The sequence below is a fragment of the Streptomyces sp. NBC_01142 genome, from assembly GCF_026341125.1.
Lineage (GTDB): Bacteria > Actinomycetota > Actinomycetes > Streptomycetales > Streptomycetaceae > Streptomyces.
Genome location: NZ_JAPEOR010000001.1, coordinates 3,194,597 through 3,210,243, shown reverse-complemented (window position 1 = coordinate 3,210,243; position 15,647 = coordinate 3,194,597). Strand labels below are relative to the sequence as shown.

11 protein-coding genes are annotated in these 15,647 nt (G+C 68.6%); 6 read left to right on the top strand and 5 right to left on the bottom strand.

Features of this window, described 5'->3' with window-relative positions; genetic code table 11:
* The first annotated feature begins 82 nt into the window (after positions 1–82).
* From OG883_RS14380 to OG883_RS14370, 3 genes are all read left to right on the top strand, one after another.
* Complete coding sequence (locus tag OG883_RS14380; protein WP_266540014.1) at positions 83–2,467, top strand: phosphoketolase; 2,385 nt, start codon at positions 83–85, stop codon at positions 2,465–2,467.
* 157 nt (positions 2,468–2,624) lie between these two features.
* A complete protein-coding gene (locus OG883_RS14375; RefSeq protein WP_266540012.1) occupies positions 2,625–5,240 on the top strand; it encodes a cation-translocating P-type ATPase in 2,616 nt (871 codons plus the stop codon).
* A gap of 551 nt (positions 5,241–5,791) precedes the next feature.
* Positions 5,792–6,559, top strand: a complete 768-nt coding sequence (locus tag OG883_RS14370) for a transposase (protein WP_266537196.1) — start codon at positions 5,792–5,794, stop codon at positions 6,557–6,559.
* 228 nt (positions 6,560–6,787) lie between these two features.
* Here the strand turns inward: OG883_RS14370 and OG883_RS14365 are convergent, their stop codons facing one another.
* From OG883_RS14365 to OG883_RS14355, 3 genes are all read right to left on the bottom strand, one after another.
* Positions 6,788–7,009, bottom strand: a complete 222-nt coding sequence (locus OG883_RS14365; RefSeq protein ID WP_266540010.1) for a hypothetical protein — start codon at positions 7,007–7,009, stop codon at positions 6,788–6,790.
* A gap of 241 nt (positions 7,010–7,250) precedes the next feature.
* Positions 7,251–7,511 (bottom strand): hypothetical protein, encoded by a 261-nt coding sequence (locus OG883_RS14360; protein ID WP_266540008.1) that lies wholly within the window; start codon positions 7,509–7,511, stop codon positions 7,251–7,253.
* On the bottom strand, positions 7,508–7,813 hold the full coding sequence (locus OG883_RS14355; protein WP_266541533.1) for a DUF6247 family protein: 306 nt from the start codon (positions 7,811–7,813) through the stop codon (positions 7,508–7,510). The genes OG883_RS14360 and OG883_RS14355 overlap by 4 nt, the downstream gene beginning before the upstream one ends.
* Positions 7,814–7,920: 107 nt before the next feature.
* Between OG883_RS14355 and OG883_RS14350 the strand changes: the two genes are divergently transcribed.
* The 3 genes from OG883_RS14350 (at position 7,921) to OG883_RS14340 (ending at position 10,196) form a co-directional block, all read left to right on the top strand.
* Positions 7,921–8,109 (top strand): hypothetical protein, encoded by a 189-nt coding sequence (locus tag OG883_RS14350; RefSeq protein ID WP_266540006.1) that lies wholly within the window; start codon positions 7,921–7,923, stop codon positions 8,107–8,109.
* A gap of 644 nt (positions 8,110–8,753) precedes the next feature.
* Positions 8,754–9,197: a hypothetical protein gene (locus tag OG883_RS14345; protein WP_266540004.1), complete on the top strand. Its 444-nt coding sequence runs from the start codon at positions 8,754–8,756 to the stop codon at positions 9,195–9,197.
* A gap of 417 nt (positions 9,198–9,614) precedes the next feature.
* Complete coding sequence (locus OG883_RS14340; protein ID WP_266540002.1) at positions 9,615–10,196, top strand: hypothetical protein; 582 nt, start codon at positions 9,615–9,617, stop codon at positions 10,194–10,196.
* Positions 10,197–10,469: 273 nt separating this feature from the next.
* Here the strand turns inward: OG883_RS14340 and OG883_RS14335 are convergent, their stop codons facing one another.
* Positions 10,470–12,809: a protein kinase gene (locus tag OG883_RS14335; RefSeq protein WP_266540000.1), complete on the bottom strand. Its 2,340-nt coding sequence runs from the start codon at positions 12,807–12,809 to the stop codon at positions 10,470–10,472.
* 13 nt (positions 12,810–12,822) lie between these two features.
* Entirely contained in the window at positions 12,823–15,285 is a 2,463-nt protein-coding gene (locus OG883_RS14330; RefSeq protein ID WP_266539997.1) for a protein kinase, read from the bottom strand.
* Positions 15,286–15,647 lie beyond the last annotated feature (362 nt).

The window sequence follows — 15,647 nt, the reverse complement described above, 5'->3', positions numbered from 1 at the left end:
ACATCGGGCCCAGCGGCCGCCTGCCAATACCGACCGACCGACCGTGCCGAAATCTCCGCTCGCCCCCGTAGAGGAGCACGAAATGCCCGACATTCACCAGGGATCAGCCAACTACCTCGATGAAGCAGAGCTGGCGGCGTTGGACGCGCATTGGAGGGCCGCAAACTACCTGGCCGTTGGCCAGATCTACCTGATGGCCAATCCTCTGCTCCGTGAGCCACTGAAGCCGGAGCACATCAAGCCTCGGCTGCTCGGCCACTGGGGCACCTCGCCCGGACTGAATCTCGTCTACACCCACCTCAACCGGGTGGCCCGGGACCATGGGAAGGACACCATGTGTGTCTGGGGCCCCGGCCATGGAGGACCGGCCGTCCTGGCCAACTCCTGGCTGGAGGGCACGTATTCCGAGACGTACCCGGACGTGAGCCGGGACGCGGAGGGTATGGCGCGCCTGTTCCGTCAGTTCTCCTTCCCCGGCGGGGTGCCCAGCCATGTGGCCCCGGAGACTCCGGGATCGATCCACGAGGGGGGTGAACTGGGGTATTCGCTCTCCCATGCCTACGGCGCCGCCCTGGACAACCCCGGTCTGCTGGTCGCCTGCGTCATCGGCGACGGGGAGGCGGAGACCGGGCCGCTGGCCGCGTCCTGGCACTCCAACAAGTTCCTCGACCCGGTCCACGACGGAGCGGTCCTGCCGGTCCTGCACTTGAACGGGTACAAGATCGCCAACCCGACCGTACTTGCGCGCCTGCCCAGGGACGAACTCGACGACTTTCTGCGGGGCCTGGGCCATGACCCGCTGCATGTGGAAGGTGATGATGCACTTCAGGTGCACAGCGCCATGGCACGCGCCATGGACACCGCACTCGATCGCATCAGCGCCATCCAGCACGGCGCCCGCGAAGAGGGCGTCACCGAACGCATGCGCTGGCCGATGATCCTGCTGCGCACGCCCAAGGGATGGACCGGGCCGGCCGAGGTCGACGGCGTACAGGTGGAAGGCACATGGCGCGCGCATCAGGTGCCGCTGCCCTCCGTACGCGAAAACCCGGCCCATCTCAGGCAGTTGGAGGAATGGCTGCACTCCTACCGACCGGCGGAACTCTTCGACGATCGCGGCCGCCCGCGCGAGCGGGTGCTGGAGTGTGTGCCCGCCGGCCCTCGCCGTCTCGGGGCCAGTGTGCACGCCAACGGCGGCCTGCTCGTACAGGACCTGCCGATCCCGCCGCTGGAACGGTACGCCGTTCCGGTCGACAAGCCCGGAACGACCCTGCACGAGCCCACCCGGGTCCTGGGCGACCTGTTGGAGGGGGTCATGGAGAACACCGCCGAGCGTCGGGACTTCCGTCTGGTGGGGCCGGACGAGACCGCCTCGAATCGTCTGCAGGCCGTGTACGGAGCGACGGGCAAGGCATGGCAGGCGCGGACCCTGGAGGTCGACGAACACCTGGACCGCCACGGCCGGGTGATGGAGATCCTCTCCGAACACACCTGCCAGGGCTGGCTGGAGGGCTATCTCCTCACCGGCCGCCACGGGCTGTTCTCCTGCTACGAGGCGTTCGTCCACATCGTCGACTCCATGGTCAACCAGCACATCAAGTGGCTGCGCACCTCACGGCGCCTGCCCTGGCGCCGCCCCATCGCCTCACTGAACTACCTGCTCACCTCGCACGTATGGCGGCAGGACAGCAACGGCTTCTCCCACCAGGACCCCGGCTTCATCGACCACGTCCTCAACAAGTCACCCGAGGTCGTGCGGGTCTACCTGCCACCGGACGCCAACACCCTGCTGTCGGTGGCCGATCATGTGCTGCGCTCCCGCGACTACGTCAATGTCGTCGTCGCCGGAAAGCAGCCCTGCTTCGACTGGCTGACCCTCGAGCAGGCCCGTGGACACTGTGCCCGCGGTGCCGGAATCTGGGACTGGGCAGGCGCAGAGAATGAGAGCGGGGAGCCCGATGTCGTCCTCGGCTGCGCGGGCGACGTTCCCACCCTGGAAATCCTGGCCGCCGCTCAGTTGCTCCGTCGGCACCTGCCCCACCTGGCCGTACGCGTCGTCAACGTCGTGGACCTGGCTCGGCTGCTCCCCAAGGAGGAGCACCCGCACGGCATGCCGGACGCGGAGTTCGACGCGCTGTTCACCTCCGACAAGCCCGTCATCTTCGCGTACCACGGATACCCGTGGCTGATCCACCGCCTGGCCTACCGGCGCACCGGGCACGCCAACCTGCATGTGCGCGGCTACAAGGAGGAAGGCACCACCACCACGCCCTTCGACATGGTCGTGCGCAATGACCTCGACCGGTACCGGCTCGTCATGGATGTTATCGACCGAGTCCCCGGACTGGCGGTACGCGCCGCCACAGTCCGACAGGAGATGACGGACGTCCGTCTGCGCCACCACGCCTGGATTCGTGAACACGGCACCGATCTGCCCGAAGTCAGTGAATGGAACTGGAACAGCTGAGCGCCCCGGTGTTGGTCCGTGATGTCGGAGACAGGACGCTGATGCACCCCAGCTCCAACTGACGCGGTCAAAGCTCCAACTGACGCGGCCAACGCACCCAGCGCCCACTGAGCCAGGCCCGTAAGACCATGAGCACCTTGAAGCAACCGGAGTCACCATGCCCCTTACATCCGCACCCCTTTCGGGGGCCGCCCGGGCGACAGGTCTCAGTCAGGAGCAGGCATCCCAGCTGCTGGCGGAGTGGGGTCCCAACGAGCTCAGCGGACAGCGCAGGATATCGCTTCGGTCCCGAATCTTCGCTCAGCTTCGTGACCCGCTGATCATCGTGCTGCTGGCGGCCGTGGCACTGACCGTGGCGACCGGGGACTACGCCGACGCAGTCGTCATCTGTGTGGTCGTGCTCTTCAACACCACCGTCGGGGTGGTGCAGGAGGTGCGCGCCGACAATGCGGTCGCTGCCCTCTCCGCCATGACCGCGCCTGCCGCACGAGTACTGCGCGGCGGGACGGAACAGGAGGTGACCTCGTCAGCCGTCGTCCCGGGCGACGTGCTGGTAGTCGGCGAGGGCGACATCGTCCCCGCTGACGCCGCGCTCACGCAGGCCGCTGCCCTTCTGATCGACGAGTCGGCGCTGACCGGCGAATCCGTACCGGTCGACAAGGACGTCCACGGAACGGATCCGCACACGGGACAACTACAGGCGGGAACCGTCGTACTGCGTGGCCGCGCTGTCGCCACCGTCACCGCCACCGGGCCGCGCAGCACCCTCGGCATGATCGCCGCCTCACTGCACCCCCGACAGCAACAGACCCCGCTCCAAAAGCGCCTGGCCGGGCTCGGCCGGGTACTGGCCCTGGTCACTGTAGGGCTGTGCCTCCTCGTACTCGTCCTGGGACTGGTGCGCGGCCAGTCCTTGGAGACGATGGCGGTAACGGCCATCAGCCTCGTCGTGGCAGCCGTCCCGGAGTCACTACCGGCCGTCGTCACCCTCGGCCTGGCGCTGGGCGCGCGGCGGATGGCCGCTCGCAACGCCGTGGTTCGCCGCCTGTCCGCAGTGGAGACCCTGGGATCGGTCACCGTACTGGCCACGGACAAGACAGGCACCCTCACCGAAGGCCGCATGGTCGTCGAACGAGTATGGACCGCCGCCCACGGCACGGTGACCCTGACGGGCGCGGGATACGAACCCGTTGGTGAAATTCTCACGACCGGCCGACATCCAGAACCCGCCACCAGGAATGCCGTACGAGAAGTGCTCATCGCAGCGGCGTTGTGCAACGACGCGTCGCTGATTCCGCCCGCGGAAGCAGACGCGCAATGGACCCCGCTCGGTGATCCGACCGAGGCCGCCCTGCTGACCGCCGCCGCCAAAGTGGGCTGCACACCCGACGAGTTGGTGCGAACTCATCCCCGCGTCGACGAGGTGCCGTTCGACAGCCTTCGCAAACGTATGACCACCATCCACCGCACGCCCTCGGGAAGGATCGAGATCTACCTCAAGGGCGCACCTGAAATGGTGCTGGACGCCGCGCTTCTGAACGATAGTCCCGCGTCACTGGAGCATGCGCGTAAGGAGGCCGCCGCCCTGTCCGCCGAGGGCTACCGCGTCCTGGCCATAGCGTCAGGTTCGTCCGCCCGTATTCCTGTCCCGATCGAGGAGTCGGAAAGCGGCTTGCGACTGCTGGGACTGACAGCCATCAGCGACCCGCCCAAAGAAGCAGCCACGGCGACCGTGCAAGCCTGCCGCCGTGCCGGGATCACTCCGGTTCTCATCACTGGAGACCACCCAGCGACTGCCCGTGCGATCGCGGAAAGGGTCGGTATCCTCACGGGAGTTGACGCCACCATGCCGAGCCGCGTGGCCACCGGCAAAGAGCTGACCGCCGGACAGATCCCGGACCCCACCCAGGTCAGGGTTTTCGCTCGTACCACGCCTCAACAGAAACTGGACATCGTCCAAGCGTGGCGCGCTCGCGGAGAGGTCACCGCGATGACCGGCGACGGCGTCAACGACGGCCCCGCCCTGCGGCAGGCCGACATCGGCGTGGCGATGGGCCGCCGGGGAACCGAAGTTGCCCGCCAAGCTGCCGATCTGGTCCTCGCCGACGATGAACTGACCTCGGTGATCTCGGCTGTGGAAGAGGGCCGCCGTGTCTACGCCAACATCCGCCGGTTCCTGGTCTATGCGCTGGCCGGCGGTGCCGCGGAAATCCTCGTTATGCTCATTGGCCCGATGCTCGGACTCGCATTGCCTCTGCGAGCAGGTCAGATTCTGTGGATCAACCTGCTCACTCATGGTCTGACAGGGGTCGCCATGGGCGCCGAACCGGTCTCACCCCACGCCATGCGACGCGCGCCGCGCCCGCCGCAGCAGCACGTACTCGGCGACGGGCTCTGGCAGCGGGTACTGCGGCTGTCGGTCCTGGTCACGGCAGCCAGCCTCGCTGCCAGCCTCTGGGTCCGGCACTCCGGCGGCCCCTGGCAGACCGTCCTGTTCATCGCCCTGCTGGCCGCCCAGCTCGGCGTCGCTCTGGGGCTGCGGGAGCGACTGTTCTCGCGCCAAAATCTGCTTCTGCCCGCAGCTGTGCTGACTGCGGCGGGGCTGGGCGCTGCCGCACTCTACGTACCCTTCCTGGCAGACCTGTTGGACACCTCATCCCCATCGTGGACCGGTATCGCACTCGCCGCGGCTGCCGGCCTCATCAGCTTCGGCGCAGCGCGCACCGAGAGCTGGTTGGCGAGGGCTGCCGACCAGACACCTGCCGCACCGTGAGACAGAACGCCGGTGGACGTCCCGGGTCTCGAATACTTCGACCGCTGGACCGACGTGGCCCGCTTCATCACCCTTCTCCTTGGCGGCGTCCGGGTGGCTCCGTCGCAAGAGAAGCCGTCGTCACACACCGGTGGCCTCTGGCCGTACGTCAGGTCCAAGGCCACGGGATCTCGTACGACTGGACGGCTATCACCGACAGGACACGCACTGGTACACGAACTCCACGTCCGGGCACTCCACCGCGCAACACACAACAACGTCGCGATCCTCGTTGAGAGCGCCGGGGTCGAGCGGCGCTTGCTGGACCTGCCCGGCCGAGGCCTCATCGACGCACCGGTCAGCCGGGACCTCCGAGCAGACCAAGATCCGGGCCAATTCCGGGCCACCATCCCCTCGTTCGAGACAGATTCGTTTGCTTCTGCTGGTCAGGGAGGTGTAACGCATGTACCACCAGCAGACGAAGAACCTGCTGGTGTTGTACTCGCCGAAGAAGCTCGGCTTCTTCTAAGGGCTGTCCCGTAACCGCTGGTCAGGGGTGAGATGATCTTGGTGTGGCTGGTGTGATCACGGCGTCGGAGCCGTCTTGGATAGGTCCCTTCACCGGGCTGAGCCCGCGCTGCTTTGGCAAGTTGGTGACCGCGGTGCGCCGCGAGACCGCTGCTGAGCTCCAGCGCGGGCGGCCCTGGGGGCTCCCGCTGGAAGACCGAGTCCTGTTGATCGCGGCGTACTGGCGCACGAACTTGACGATGCGCCAGCTGGCCCCGCTGTTCGGGATCTCGAAGTCGGCGGCGGACCGGATCATCGACCACCTCGGACCGGTGCTCGCGTTGCAGCCGAGGAAGCGGTTCCGTAAGGACACCGTCTTGATCGTGGATGGCACCCTGGTGCCCACCCGCGACCACCAGGTCGCAGAGCAGTCGAAGAACTACCGGTATTCCACGGCCCATCAGGTCGTCATCGACGCCGACACTCGCCTGGTCGTCGTGGTCGGCCGGCCCTTGCCGGGCAACCGGCACGACTCCCGCGGCTGGGAAGAATCCGGCGCCAAGGCCGCCGTCGGCAACACCATGACCATCGCGGACGGTGGCTACCAGGGGACCGGACTGGTCATCCCGCACCGCCGCCGCAAGGGCGAGGAACTCCCGGACTGGAAGGAGGAACACAACCGGTCGCACAAGCAGGTGAGGGCCCGCGTTGAGCACACCTTCGCCCGTATGAAGGGCTGGAAGATCCTGCGCGACTGCCGACTCAAAGGCGACGGCGTCCATCACGCCATGCTCGGCATCGCCCGCCTGCACAACCTCACCCTCGCCGGATAGGCGAATGGGCAGGACAGCGACCTGCCGCGTCTCCATCGACTCCAAGATCATTACGGGACAACCCTTAGACACCGAAAATGGGCGCCTGAACAGGTGCTTTACCTGCCAGGCGCCCTTCGTGGCACGCATTTGGGGCGTGGAGCGAGATGCGAGGTAACTCCTGATATCTCCCACTCCTATCCCACCTCTGACCAGCTGTTCCGGGGCATTTCCGGGCCAAGGCCCGGCTCATGTGTCCTGCGCGGTGCCGTCCGGCCCCTCCCACCGCCGCATCGACTCCTCTATCAAGCTGTTGGCATGATTCCTCGCCTCGGCCAGGAACTTGGCGTAGTAGCGGAAGAGGACCTGGATACTCTGTCCGGCCCGGCGCGCACACTCCGCGGGGTCGACACCTGAGGCAAGCCAGAAGGAGATTCCTGCGTGGCGCAGGTCGTAGGGACGCTTCGCCAACTCAAGGGCGTGCTCATCGAGGCTGAGCAGCGCCTCACGCGCCCGTTGCGGAAACTCCGCTGTAGCACCAACCGGATCACCGACATCGTGAAGGCGTCCGCGTCCTTCACCATGCCTCAGCGTGAGGTTGGAAAGGGCTCACCAACTGCCCCGCCTTGGGGATAGCCGCGGTGCGTACGATGCGGAACGGCCCGTCCCCGCCAGCTGCCGGGGACGGGCCGCTGTTCGTTCGAGTGCGAGGTCAGCCGAGCCAGACGATGTCCATCACGGACAGGTGGCTCAGTGCTCGGTTCGCGAAGTAGATGACGGACAGCCGGCCGACCGACGCGATGCGGACGTCCTCGCCCTCGGGGTCACCGGCGTCCCACTGCTGGAATCCCCACGGGTCCGCCGCTGCGGCGTCCAGGACGTCCCACACCATCTCTTCCGCATGCTCGGGCAGTTCGGCGAGCACCTTCGCGGCCGGCGGGGAGAGCCGGACCGCATACGGCTGACCGCTCACCGGCGCTTCCTGCGGATGTCCGCCAGGTCCACGAACCCGGTGTCGTCCTTGCCGGAGGCGAGGAAGGCGTCGACCGCCGGGGCGGAGGCGACGCGGGCCTGCCAGACATGGACGACCTCGTACAGCGTGGTGAGCGAGAACGTCCGGCGAGACTCCTCCAGGGCCGTTGCCCACTCCTGCTCGAAGGCCGGCACCCACCGGTCGGCACGGGGGGTGGCGCGCAGCTGCGCGAGCAGTTCGGCAGGAGCACCCGGGGCCGGCGCGTACGGCGTGACGGATGCGTGGTCGGGCTGCGCGCTCATCGGCTGTTCCTCCCGGCAGGTCATACCGTCACGGTACGCGCGCCGCGAGGTGGTGGAGACGGACATGCGGCGATCCCCTTCTACCGGGTCAGGGAGCGGGCCACGGCATGGGCGTGCTCGCGCAGCGGGACGTCATGCCGGTCCCAGGTGGCCGCGACGAAGTTGAGGAGCCCTGCGACGGCGCGGTCCGCGTCGGCGGTGAGGAGCCGGTCGGCGACGTCGGCGACGTCGGCGACCGGGGTCGACAGGTCCTGGCCGCCGTCGGCGTCGCGGTCGAATCCAGGACCAGGAGGTAGCGGATGCCGTTCCGCGTCTGGACGGTGATGGTGTCCTCGCGCGGCGAGTCGGCGGCGGCCGTCACGAACGCTGGGTGGTTGAGGATCGCCGCGGCGGTCACCTCCGTGAGCACCGGCTTGGGCAGGAGGTCGCCGTGGGTGGGTTCGGCGTCCTTGAGGGTGAGGGTGAAGCCGGTGCCGCCACGGTGGTGAAGGTGACGGTGTCGTCGCCCGGTTCGGCGTCGGCGCTGATGGCGTGCGGGCTGTTGCGCAACGCGTCGGCGATGCGAGCGGCGTCGTGGTCGGCGTCGAGCAGCGGGCTCTTGTCGCGGTCGATGGCTGTGCCGACGCACGGTAGGTGTCACCAGCGGCAGCTGTCGACCTGCGTTTTCGCGTTGGTGAGGGGCTGTAGTTGCCACGGGATCGGCACGCTACTTGTCATCAGCAATGGGATCGGCAGAGCAACTGTCACCGGACACGCCACGGAAGGCACCGGAGGACACCTTCACCAAGCTGGTCCAACACCGGGACGCATCCGCTGTACTCCTGAAGGGTGACGCAGAGCCCTTCCGACCCTTGTCGCGCGTTGGCGGGGAAGGGATTCGCTGACCCAAGAGATCGGCGGCGACCCGCGCGGGCGCCGCGCGTCAGAAGTGGAGTCGGCCTTGGCACCTGTACCGAACGGCCTCTACATGATCACCCGTCCTCCCGAGCAACTGCTCACGCTGGAGGGAGGGGCGTCGGAGCCCAAGACACCCGTAGTCCTGCTGCCGCCCACCGGCGCCCCCGGCGAGCAGGAATGGCAGCTGGAGGCGCTCGACAACGGCAACTGCACGATCCGCAATCTCCGGAGCGAAACCTATCTCTCCTACGACGGCTACCCGGAGATGAACAAGCCGGTCGTCGGATACCCCGAGCCGCGCGAGTGGGCGCTCTACCAGAGCGCGGAGCCGCACACCTTCCACGTCGTCGTCCCTGGAGGCCCCGTTGACGGCGTGGAGCTGGCCATGGACCTCAGCCTGCTGCGGATCTTCCCGCCCCGCATCGCCCTGAGGCCACTCGACGTCGACAACCGACGCCAGGCATGGACCTTCCAGTTCACGGAGTAGAGGCGTGAACGGGGTGCCCGGGTCGGCAGCCGACCCGGGCACCGCCCCGAAAGCACGCCCTGCTCACTACGGCCGCTTGCCGGGTGACAACAAGCCCGCTTCTGTGTCACCTCAGCACGGGAGCGGTCATGGTGGTGAGTGTGGCCGGTGAGCCGAAGCTCAGTAGTTGTCACCGGCAGAGCCGGATGACATGGCGAATGGGACCGGCCGAAGCAGCCTGGTTGTCACCAGTGAGGCACGCGGCTTGTCACAAATACTCATTCGGCATCCCTGGAGGGATACGGCTGAGGTTTGGAGGCCTGGAAATGGCTCTCTGTGACCACGAATCCGATCAACCATCCACGGCTTTGTGGAGGCCGGCCCCTCTGAGCCAGTACGCCCCCCGGCTGTCACTCGTGGGCAGAATCAGCAAGCTGGTTGACCAACACCGTTCTTCTCCACGGCCGCGTGGACGCCGCTTCTACGCTGGCCGTCATGCGCGAAGTCGGGTACCGGAGCAGCGGGGTTCCGTTGGAGGAGTATGAACTCACCCGCGGAGACCATCGCCGCCAGAAGCAGAGCGAGGAGATCAGCGAGTCGGTTCGGCTTCAGGTCGAGGAGGACATCGCCAAATGCCGGGCAGACCCAGCGAGGGCAGAGCGTCGCCGCCAGGCGTTCGAGAACGTCGCGAAGCTGATGCAGTCCTTCAAGAAGGCCGACCACGAGATCATGCGGTGGCGTGTCCGACTGTATTGCGGCCACATCATCGAGACGGAGGCGCACTACACGTACACCGACCCGCTATCCGCCGGGTCATACGGCAGGCGATGCTCTGAGTGCGGGGAAGACCGACAAGCAATCGTGGCCTTCGAACCCATCGGGCTGCGTGGCGAGCCACCGGAGGCAACAGAACCCCTACCTCCGCCGCCCCCGAAGAAGCCGACACGAGCCGACCTCGAGCAACGCGTTAAGAGCCTCGAGAAGGAGAACGAACGCTTGCGCGCGAAGCTCAGTGACTGAAGGCCCCGACCCAAGCCACTGGCCTTCTCGCCGGCAGCTTGCGGAGGCGAATTGACGGCAAAGGCAAAGATCGCCGCCCGCGCGGCCATCCAGTTCGCCCGCACAATGGCAGCCCATCGTGAGCTCTCGCTCATTCGAGCGAATTGTTTCGAATCACCGGTCGCTGACAAGCGGAACTGGCAGCATGCCGCCGTCGTAGATCACTTCGAGTCGAAGGCGGGCCATTGGAACGGCAGGTCAATCAGCGGCCACCGCCAACCATGCACGAGCTCGTCAGGGGGCATAGCCCGAGACCACCACCCCTTCCGAGAGGACGAGGAACAAGACCCCTCCGCTGACGAGCGCCTGCCTGTACCCGGTTTCACCGGCGCTGCTCGCCACCTCCTTCGGGACCTCGAAGATGGTCCTGTCGGCAGTGCCCTTCCCGTCCAGGGTGTGGGCGGAGACCGTGAGGCCCGAGCCCGCGAGGATCTGCCCGCCCGCGATGATCAGGTCACCGCCGTCGTCCTCGGTCTCTTTGCGCCACAGCTCGCGTCCGGTCCGTACGTCGTACGCGTAGAGATGGCCCCCATCGCCAAGAACCATCACGCCCTTGGCGGTCACCGCGGGGCCCACCACTGGAGCCACCCCGTCCGCGATCACCCGCCGTTGCTTCAGCGTCCGGGCGTCCAGCACCGCGATCCCGCTCTCGCCCCCGCCCCCGCACAGCACCGCGCCCCCGTGCACCACCACGCCCCAGCACCCGCCCCCGGCGCCGGAAGGGCCGCCGCGCACCACCTGTTTGCCGCTCCTGGCGTCGAACGACCACAGTTTCGTGCCCACTGGGACGTAGACCCGGCCGCCCGCCGCGACCGGTGAATCCGGAATGCCACTCAGCGAGGCACGCCACACCTCACCTTTAGAGCCGGTCAGTTGGCGGGCAGTGAGCAGATTTTTGGCGGCCTGGTCAGGGCGGACATATGTGGTGTAGAGGACGCCGTCGAGACTCTCCGTGCCCTTCGCCACGTAGCCGCCCTCGGGATGCGGCCACTGAGCGGACTTCTTCCCGCTGTCGAGTTCGTACGCGCTGACTCCCTCGGCGTCCGTGATGTGTACGGCCCCATCCGCGACCGCCGGGGCCCAGGCCGGGCTTCGCGGTTCGGCGCCCCGCCCCGGCTTGGTCCAGGCCTCCTTGCCGTCCGCCGCGCGCAGCACCGTGACCGCGCCCCCGGGGCCGGAGCAGACGAGCAGTTCACCGGCCAGCACGCACGGGCCCGCGCCGACGGGTACCTTCGCCTCCCAGGGCGACCAACCGGCCGCGCGCGCGGATCGGTCGGTGGCGCCGGCGCCGAAGTCCTGGGTATGGCCTGTGCCACCGTACGGCAGGACAAGTTGGCTCTTGGACGCCGCGGGAGCCCGGCCCGCGCCGCTGCCCTCCCCGCCGCCCGCGCCTCCGGCGATAGCGTTCTTCCCTCCGGAACTCCCCTTGTTTTCCCCCTTGTCGAGCAGGACGACGCCCACTGCGGCCAGCACCGCCAAGGCCACGGCCCCCGTAGCGATCCGGCCCCGGCGAGTCCGCTTCCGGGCCGCGTCCGCAGCCGACGCCGACGGCACGGGAAAGGCGGCCGGCCGCGGCCGCAGCCCTGCCCCCAGCGCGGTCGGCGAGTAGGGCACCGGCGTCGGTCCCATCGTCGGCAGCTCAGCGACCCCCGTACCGGACGCGGCCGCCTCGCCGAACCGCCGTGCGGCGTCCCCGTGCTCGGCGAGCAGCGACAGCACACCACCCGGCCACGGAAACACCCCCGTGCGCGACGGTGCCAGCCGCTCCGCCAGCGCCGCGGCCGAAGGACGCTCGGCGGGATCGAGTCGCAGACAGTCACCGATCACCTCCCGCAACTCCTCCGGCACGCCGGACAGGTCGGCGTCGGCCCGGCTTATCCGATAGATCACCGCGCCCATCTCGTCGTCCTCAAAAGGTCCGCGCCCCGTCGCGGCGAACGCCAGCAGCGCGCCCAGACAGAAAACATCGGTCGCTGGAACCACCGCCCTGCTGCCCTCCAGGTGCTCCGGCGCCATGAACCCCGGCGTCCCCACCACGAGCCCCGTCGACGTGAGTGCGGTCGCGTCAAAAGCCTGCGCGATACCGAAGTCGATCACCTTGGGCCCGCCCGCGGAGAGCAGCACATTGGCGGGTTTGAGATCCCGGTGCAACACTTGCGCGCGGTGGATGGCGTCCAGCGCTCGCGCGAGGTCGCCACCCAGTTCTCGTACCGCGGCCACGGGCAGGGGACCACTCCGGTCCACCGCCTCGGCGAGCGAGGGCCCCGGTACGTACTCGGTCGCCAGCCACGGCGAGGCGGCGTCCGCGTCCCCCGCGACCAGCACCGCCGCGTACGGACTGCGCACCGCCCGCGCCGCCGCGATCTCACGCCGGAACCGCACCCGGAACTCGCCGTCCACCTGAAGGTCCTCGCGGACCGTCTTCACCGCGACCATCCGGTACGGATCGGATGTCAACCGCCGTGCGTCGCACGCCAGATGGACCTCACCCATACCGCCGCTGCCGAGCCCGGCCAGCAGCCGGTACGGGCCGACGAGACGGACCGGAAGCCCATCGGGAAGCGCCTGGAGCACGGGTCGAATCCTTTCAGGAGGGGTCAGGAACGGGGAGTGCGACGGAGGAGACGACCCCGGTGTCGTACACGACGTGTGCCACACCGCCGATGGGCAGCACCAGCGGATCGCGGATCTCCCGCGCGAAGTCGAGGCCGTCGACCCGGTCGTACTCCGTCTCGACCCGCGGCCCCGGGGCGCCCTCGACCGGAACCACCAGTTCCTTCCCGGTCTTCCCGGCCTTGCCCAGCGGAATGACATGCAGCGCTGAGAAGTCCGCGTACAGCACCGCGTCCCCGGCAATCAGCGGCGAGGAGAAGCGCTGCCTCGGCCGGTTCTTGCCGCCGCTGGGCGGCACCGCATAGCGCCCGAGCACCGCGCCGCTGCCCGGGGAGAGGGCTGAGAGCCCGGTCGCGGCGCCGCCGGTGCCCCAGTCCGCGTAAGACCCAGCCCCCTGGTCGAAGACCACCACGACACGGGTGTCCACCGCCGTGGGGTAGGGACCGGGCTTCGCCACCTCGACCGGGACGGGGACCCTGCCACTGCCCGACGGGGCGAGGGTGGTGGCGTCCATCCGGTACAGGTTCATGCTTCCCTCGCCAGTCACGGAGCGCTCGGAGCAGTGGGCCGACTTCCCGTGGATGAGCAGCGCGTCGCAGCCCTCCATGGACTTGTCGACCTGGCCACGTTGAGCTCCGGTCTTCGCGTCGTACGACACGAGGCCCGCGTCACTGAGCGCGTACACCAGCCCGTTCGCGTACGCCTTGGGCTCGAAGGTACGCTGCTCGGCGCGCGCGAGATCCCTGTTGGTCAGCGCCTTGGTCCACAGCGCGCGGCCGTCGCCGAGCGCGAAGGCGGTCAGGCCCGACTTTCCCGTTGCCGCGAAGACCATGCCGTCACCCACCAGCGGCCTAGTCCCGGCACCGGCCGCGCCTGCCGCCGCCTTCTCCCAGCGGACCTTCCCGCTCTTCGCATCCCGCACCTGGAGACGCTGCTTCGAGACGAACGCGACGATGTCGTCGTGGACGGTCGGCTGGGTGCTGCCGTTCGCGACGAAGACGGCGCCGCTCGGCCCGATGCTGCTGCCGTAGCCGTCGGTGCTTCCGGCGGAACCGGTGTCCCACAGCCGCTTCCCGGTGGCGGCATCCAGTGCCTCGTACCGTCCGTCCGTCATCCGGCAGACCAGGACAGCCTTCCCGGCAGCGCAGCCGAACGCGGGTGCGGACAGCTTCCCCTGCCACGGCTTCCATCCGGCGGGCCGCTGGGCCGCGTTCTGCGGTACGGCTCCGGAGCTGTCGGCCGGACCCCGGTCGTCGACGCCGGGGACGGGCGGGCCCGCAGAGGCCGGCCGAGCGGCACCCGTACCGCCACCGCCGCTCTCGCCCGCACCTCTGTCCTTCCCGTCAGGACCGGCCAGATAGAGCCCGAGCCCGGTGCCCCCGCCCACCACCGCGGCGGCGAGACAGACGGCCAGCGCGGTCCGCCACCGCCGCCCGGCGGTGGGCGCCACGGGGGCGGCGGCAGGAGGGGGGCCGACAGTCGGCATCTGGTGCAGCTGATACGACGCGGCAGGAGCCGCCGGGGCCACCGCGGCCAGCGGTACCCCCGCCGCGAGCAGCTGCTCCGCACCGCGCCGGTACTCCTCGACATGCGTGCGCACGCCGCCCGGCCACTCGGGCTCCCGTTCCCCGCCCAGCCACTCCACCAGCTGCTCGGGGGTGGGCCGCCCGGCAGGATCGATACTCAGGCACTGGGCGAGGAACTCGCGCAGCTCCTCATCCGGCACGGCCCTCAGGTCCGTCTCCGCCCGTGCAACCCGGTAAAGGACTGCCGCCACGGGCCCGTCCCCGAAGGGATCGTCGCCGGTCGCCGCGTAACAGAGCAGCGAGGCGAGACAGAAGACGTCCGAGGCGGTGGTGACGGTACGCGCCCCCGCGAGATGCTCGGGCGACATGAAGCCCGGCGTGCCGACCATCAGCCCGGTGGCGGTCATGGTCGTGGCGCCCTGGGAGCGCGCGATACCGAAGTCGATCAGCCGGGGCCCGTCGAGATCAAGCAGCACATTGCCGGGCTTGAGGTCGCGGTGCAGCACCCCGCCCGCGTGCAGATCGTGCAGGGTGCGGGCGAGGTCGGCGCCCAGCGCCCGTACGGCATCGGCGGGCAGTGGCCCGTCGCGCCGCACCGCGGCGGAGAGGGTGGGCCCCGCGACGTACTCGGTCGCGAGCCAGGGCACCGCGGCGTCGGCGTCACCCCCGGCGGGCCGGGCGGCGTACGGCGACCGGACACGGCCGACCACCGCGATCTCGCGCCGGAAGCGGTCACGGAACTCGGCGTTCCCGGCGAGATCGCGCCTCACGGTCTTTACAGCGACCAGCCTCCGGTCGCCCTCCCGGGCCCGCCCGAGGAACACCTCGCCCATCCCGCCACTACCGAGCTGCGCCAACACCTCGTACGGTCCGACCTGCGACGGCGCGCCCTCGCGCAACGGTCCCCACATGTACCTCAGCCCCCCGGTTGGTGTCCGCCCGCATCATTCCATGCATCGGGCAACAGTCAGTGACAGAGAGGAAGTTGGTTACCAGGACCCGGACCACCACGAAGGGCTGGTCCGCCATGGGGCGGCCCTTCCCTCACTGCACCTGCGGTCTGCTCCCGCCTACGGCTCAGCCCTGGTACGGGATCACCACCACCGACGCTTTCGCCGTACGATCATCTGGGATCAGGTCCAGACGATCACCATGGAGACCGTCCGAGCCGGCCGTGTACCACCAGCAAACGAAGAATCTCCTGGTGAGCTATTCAGCAAAGAAATTGGGGTTCTTCTAGACGCACGCGAAGGGCGCCTGACCAGGACTTATG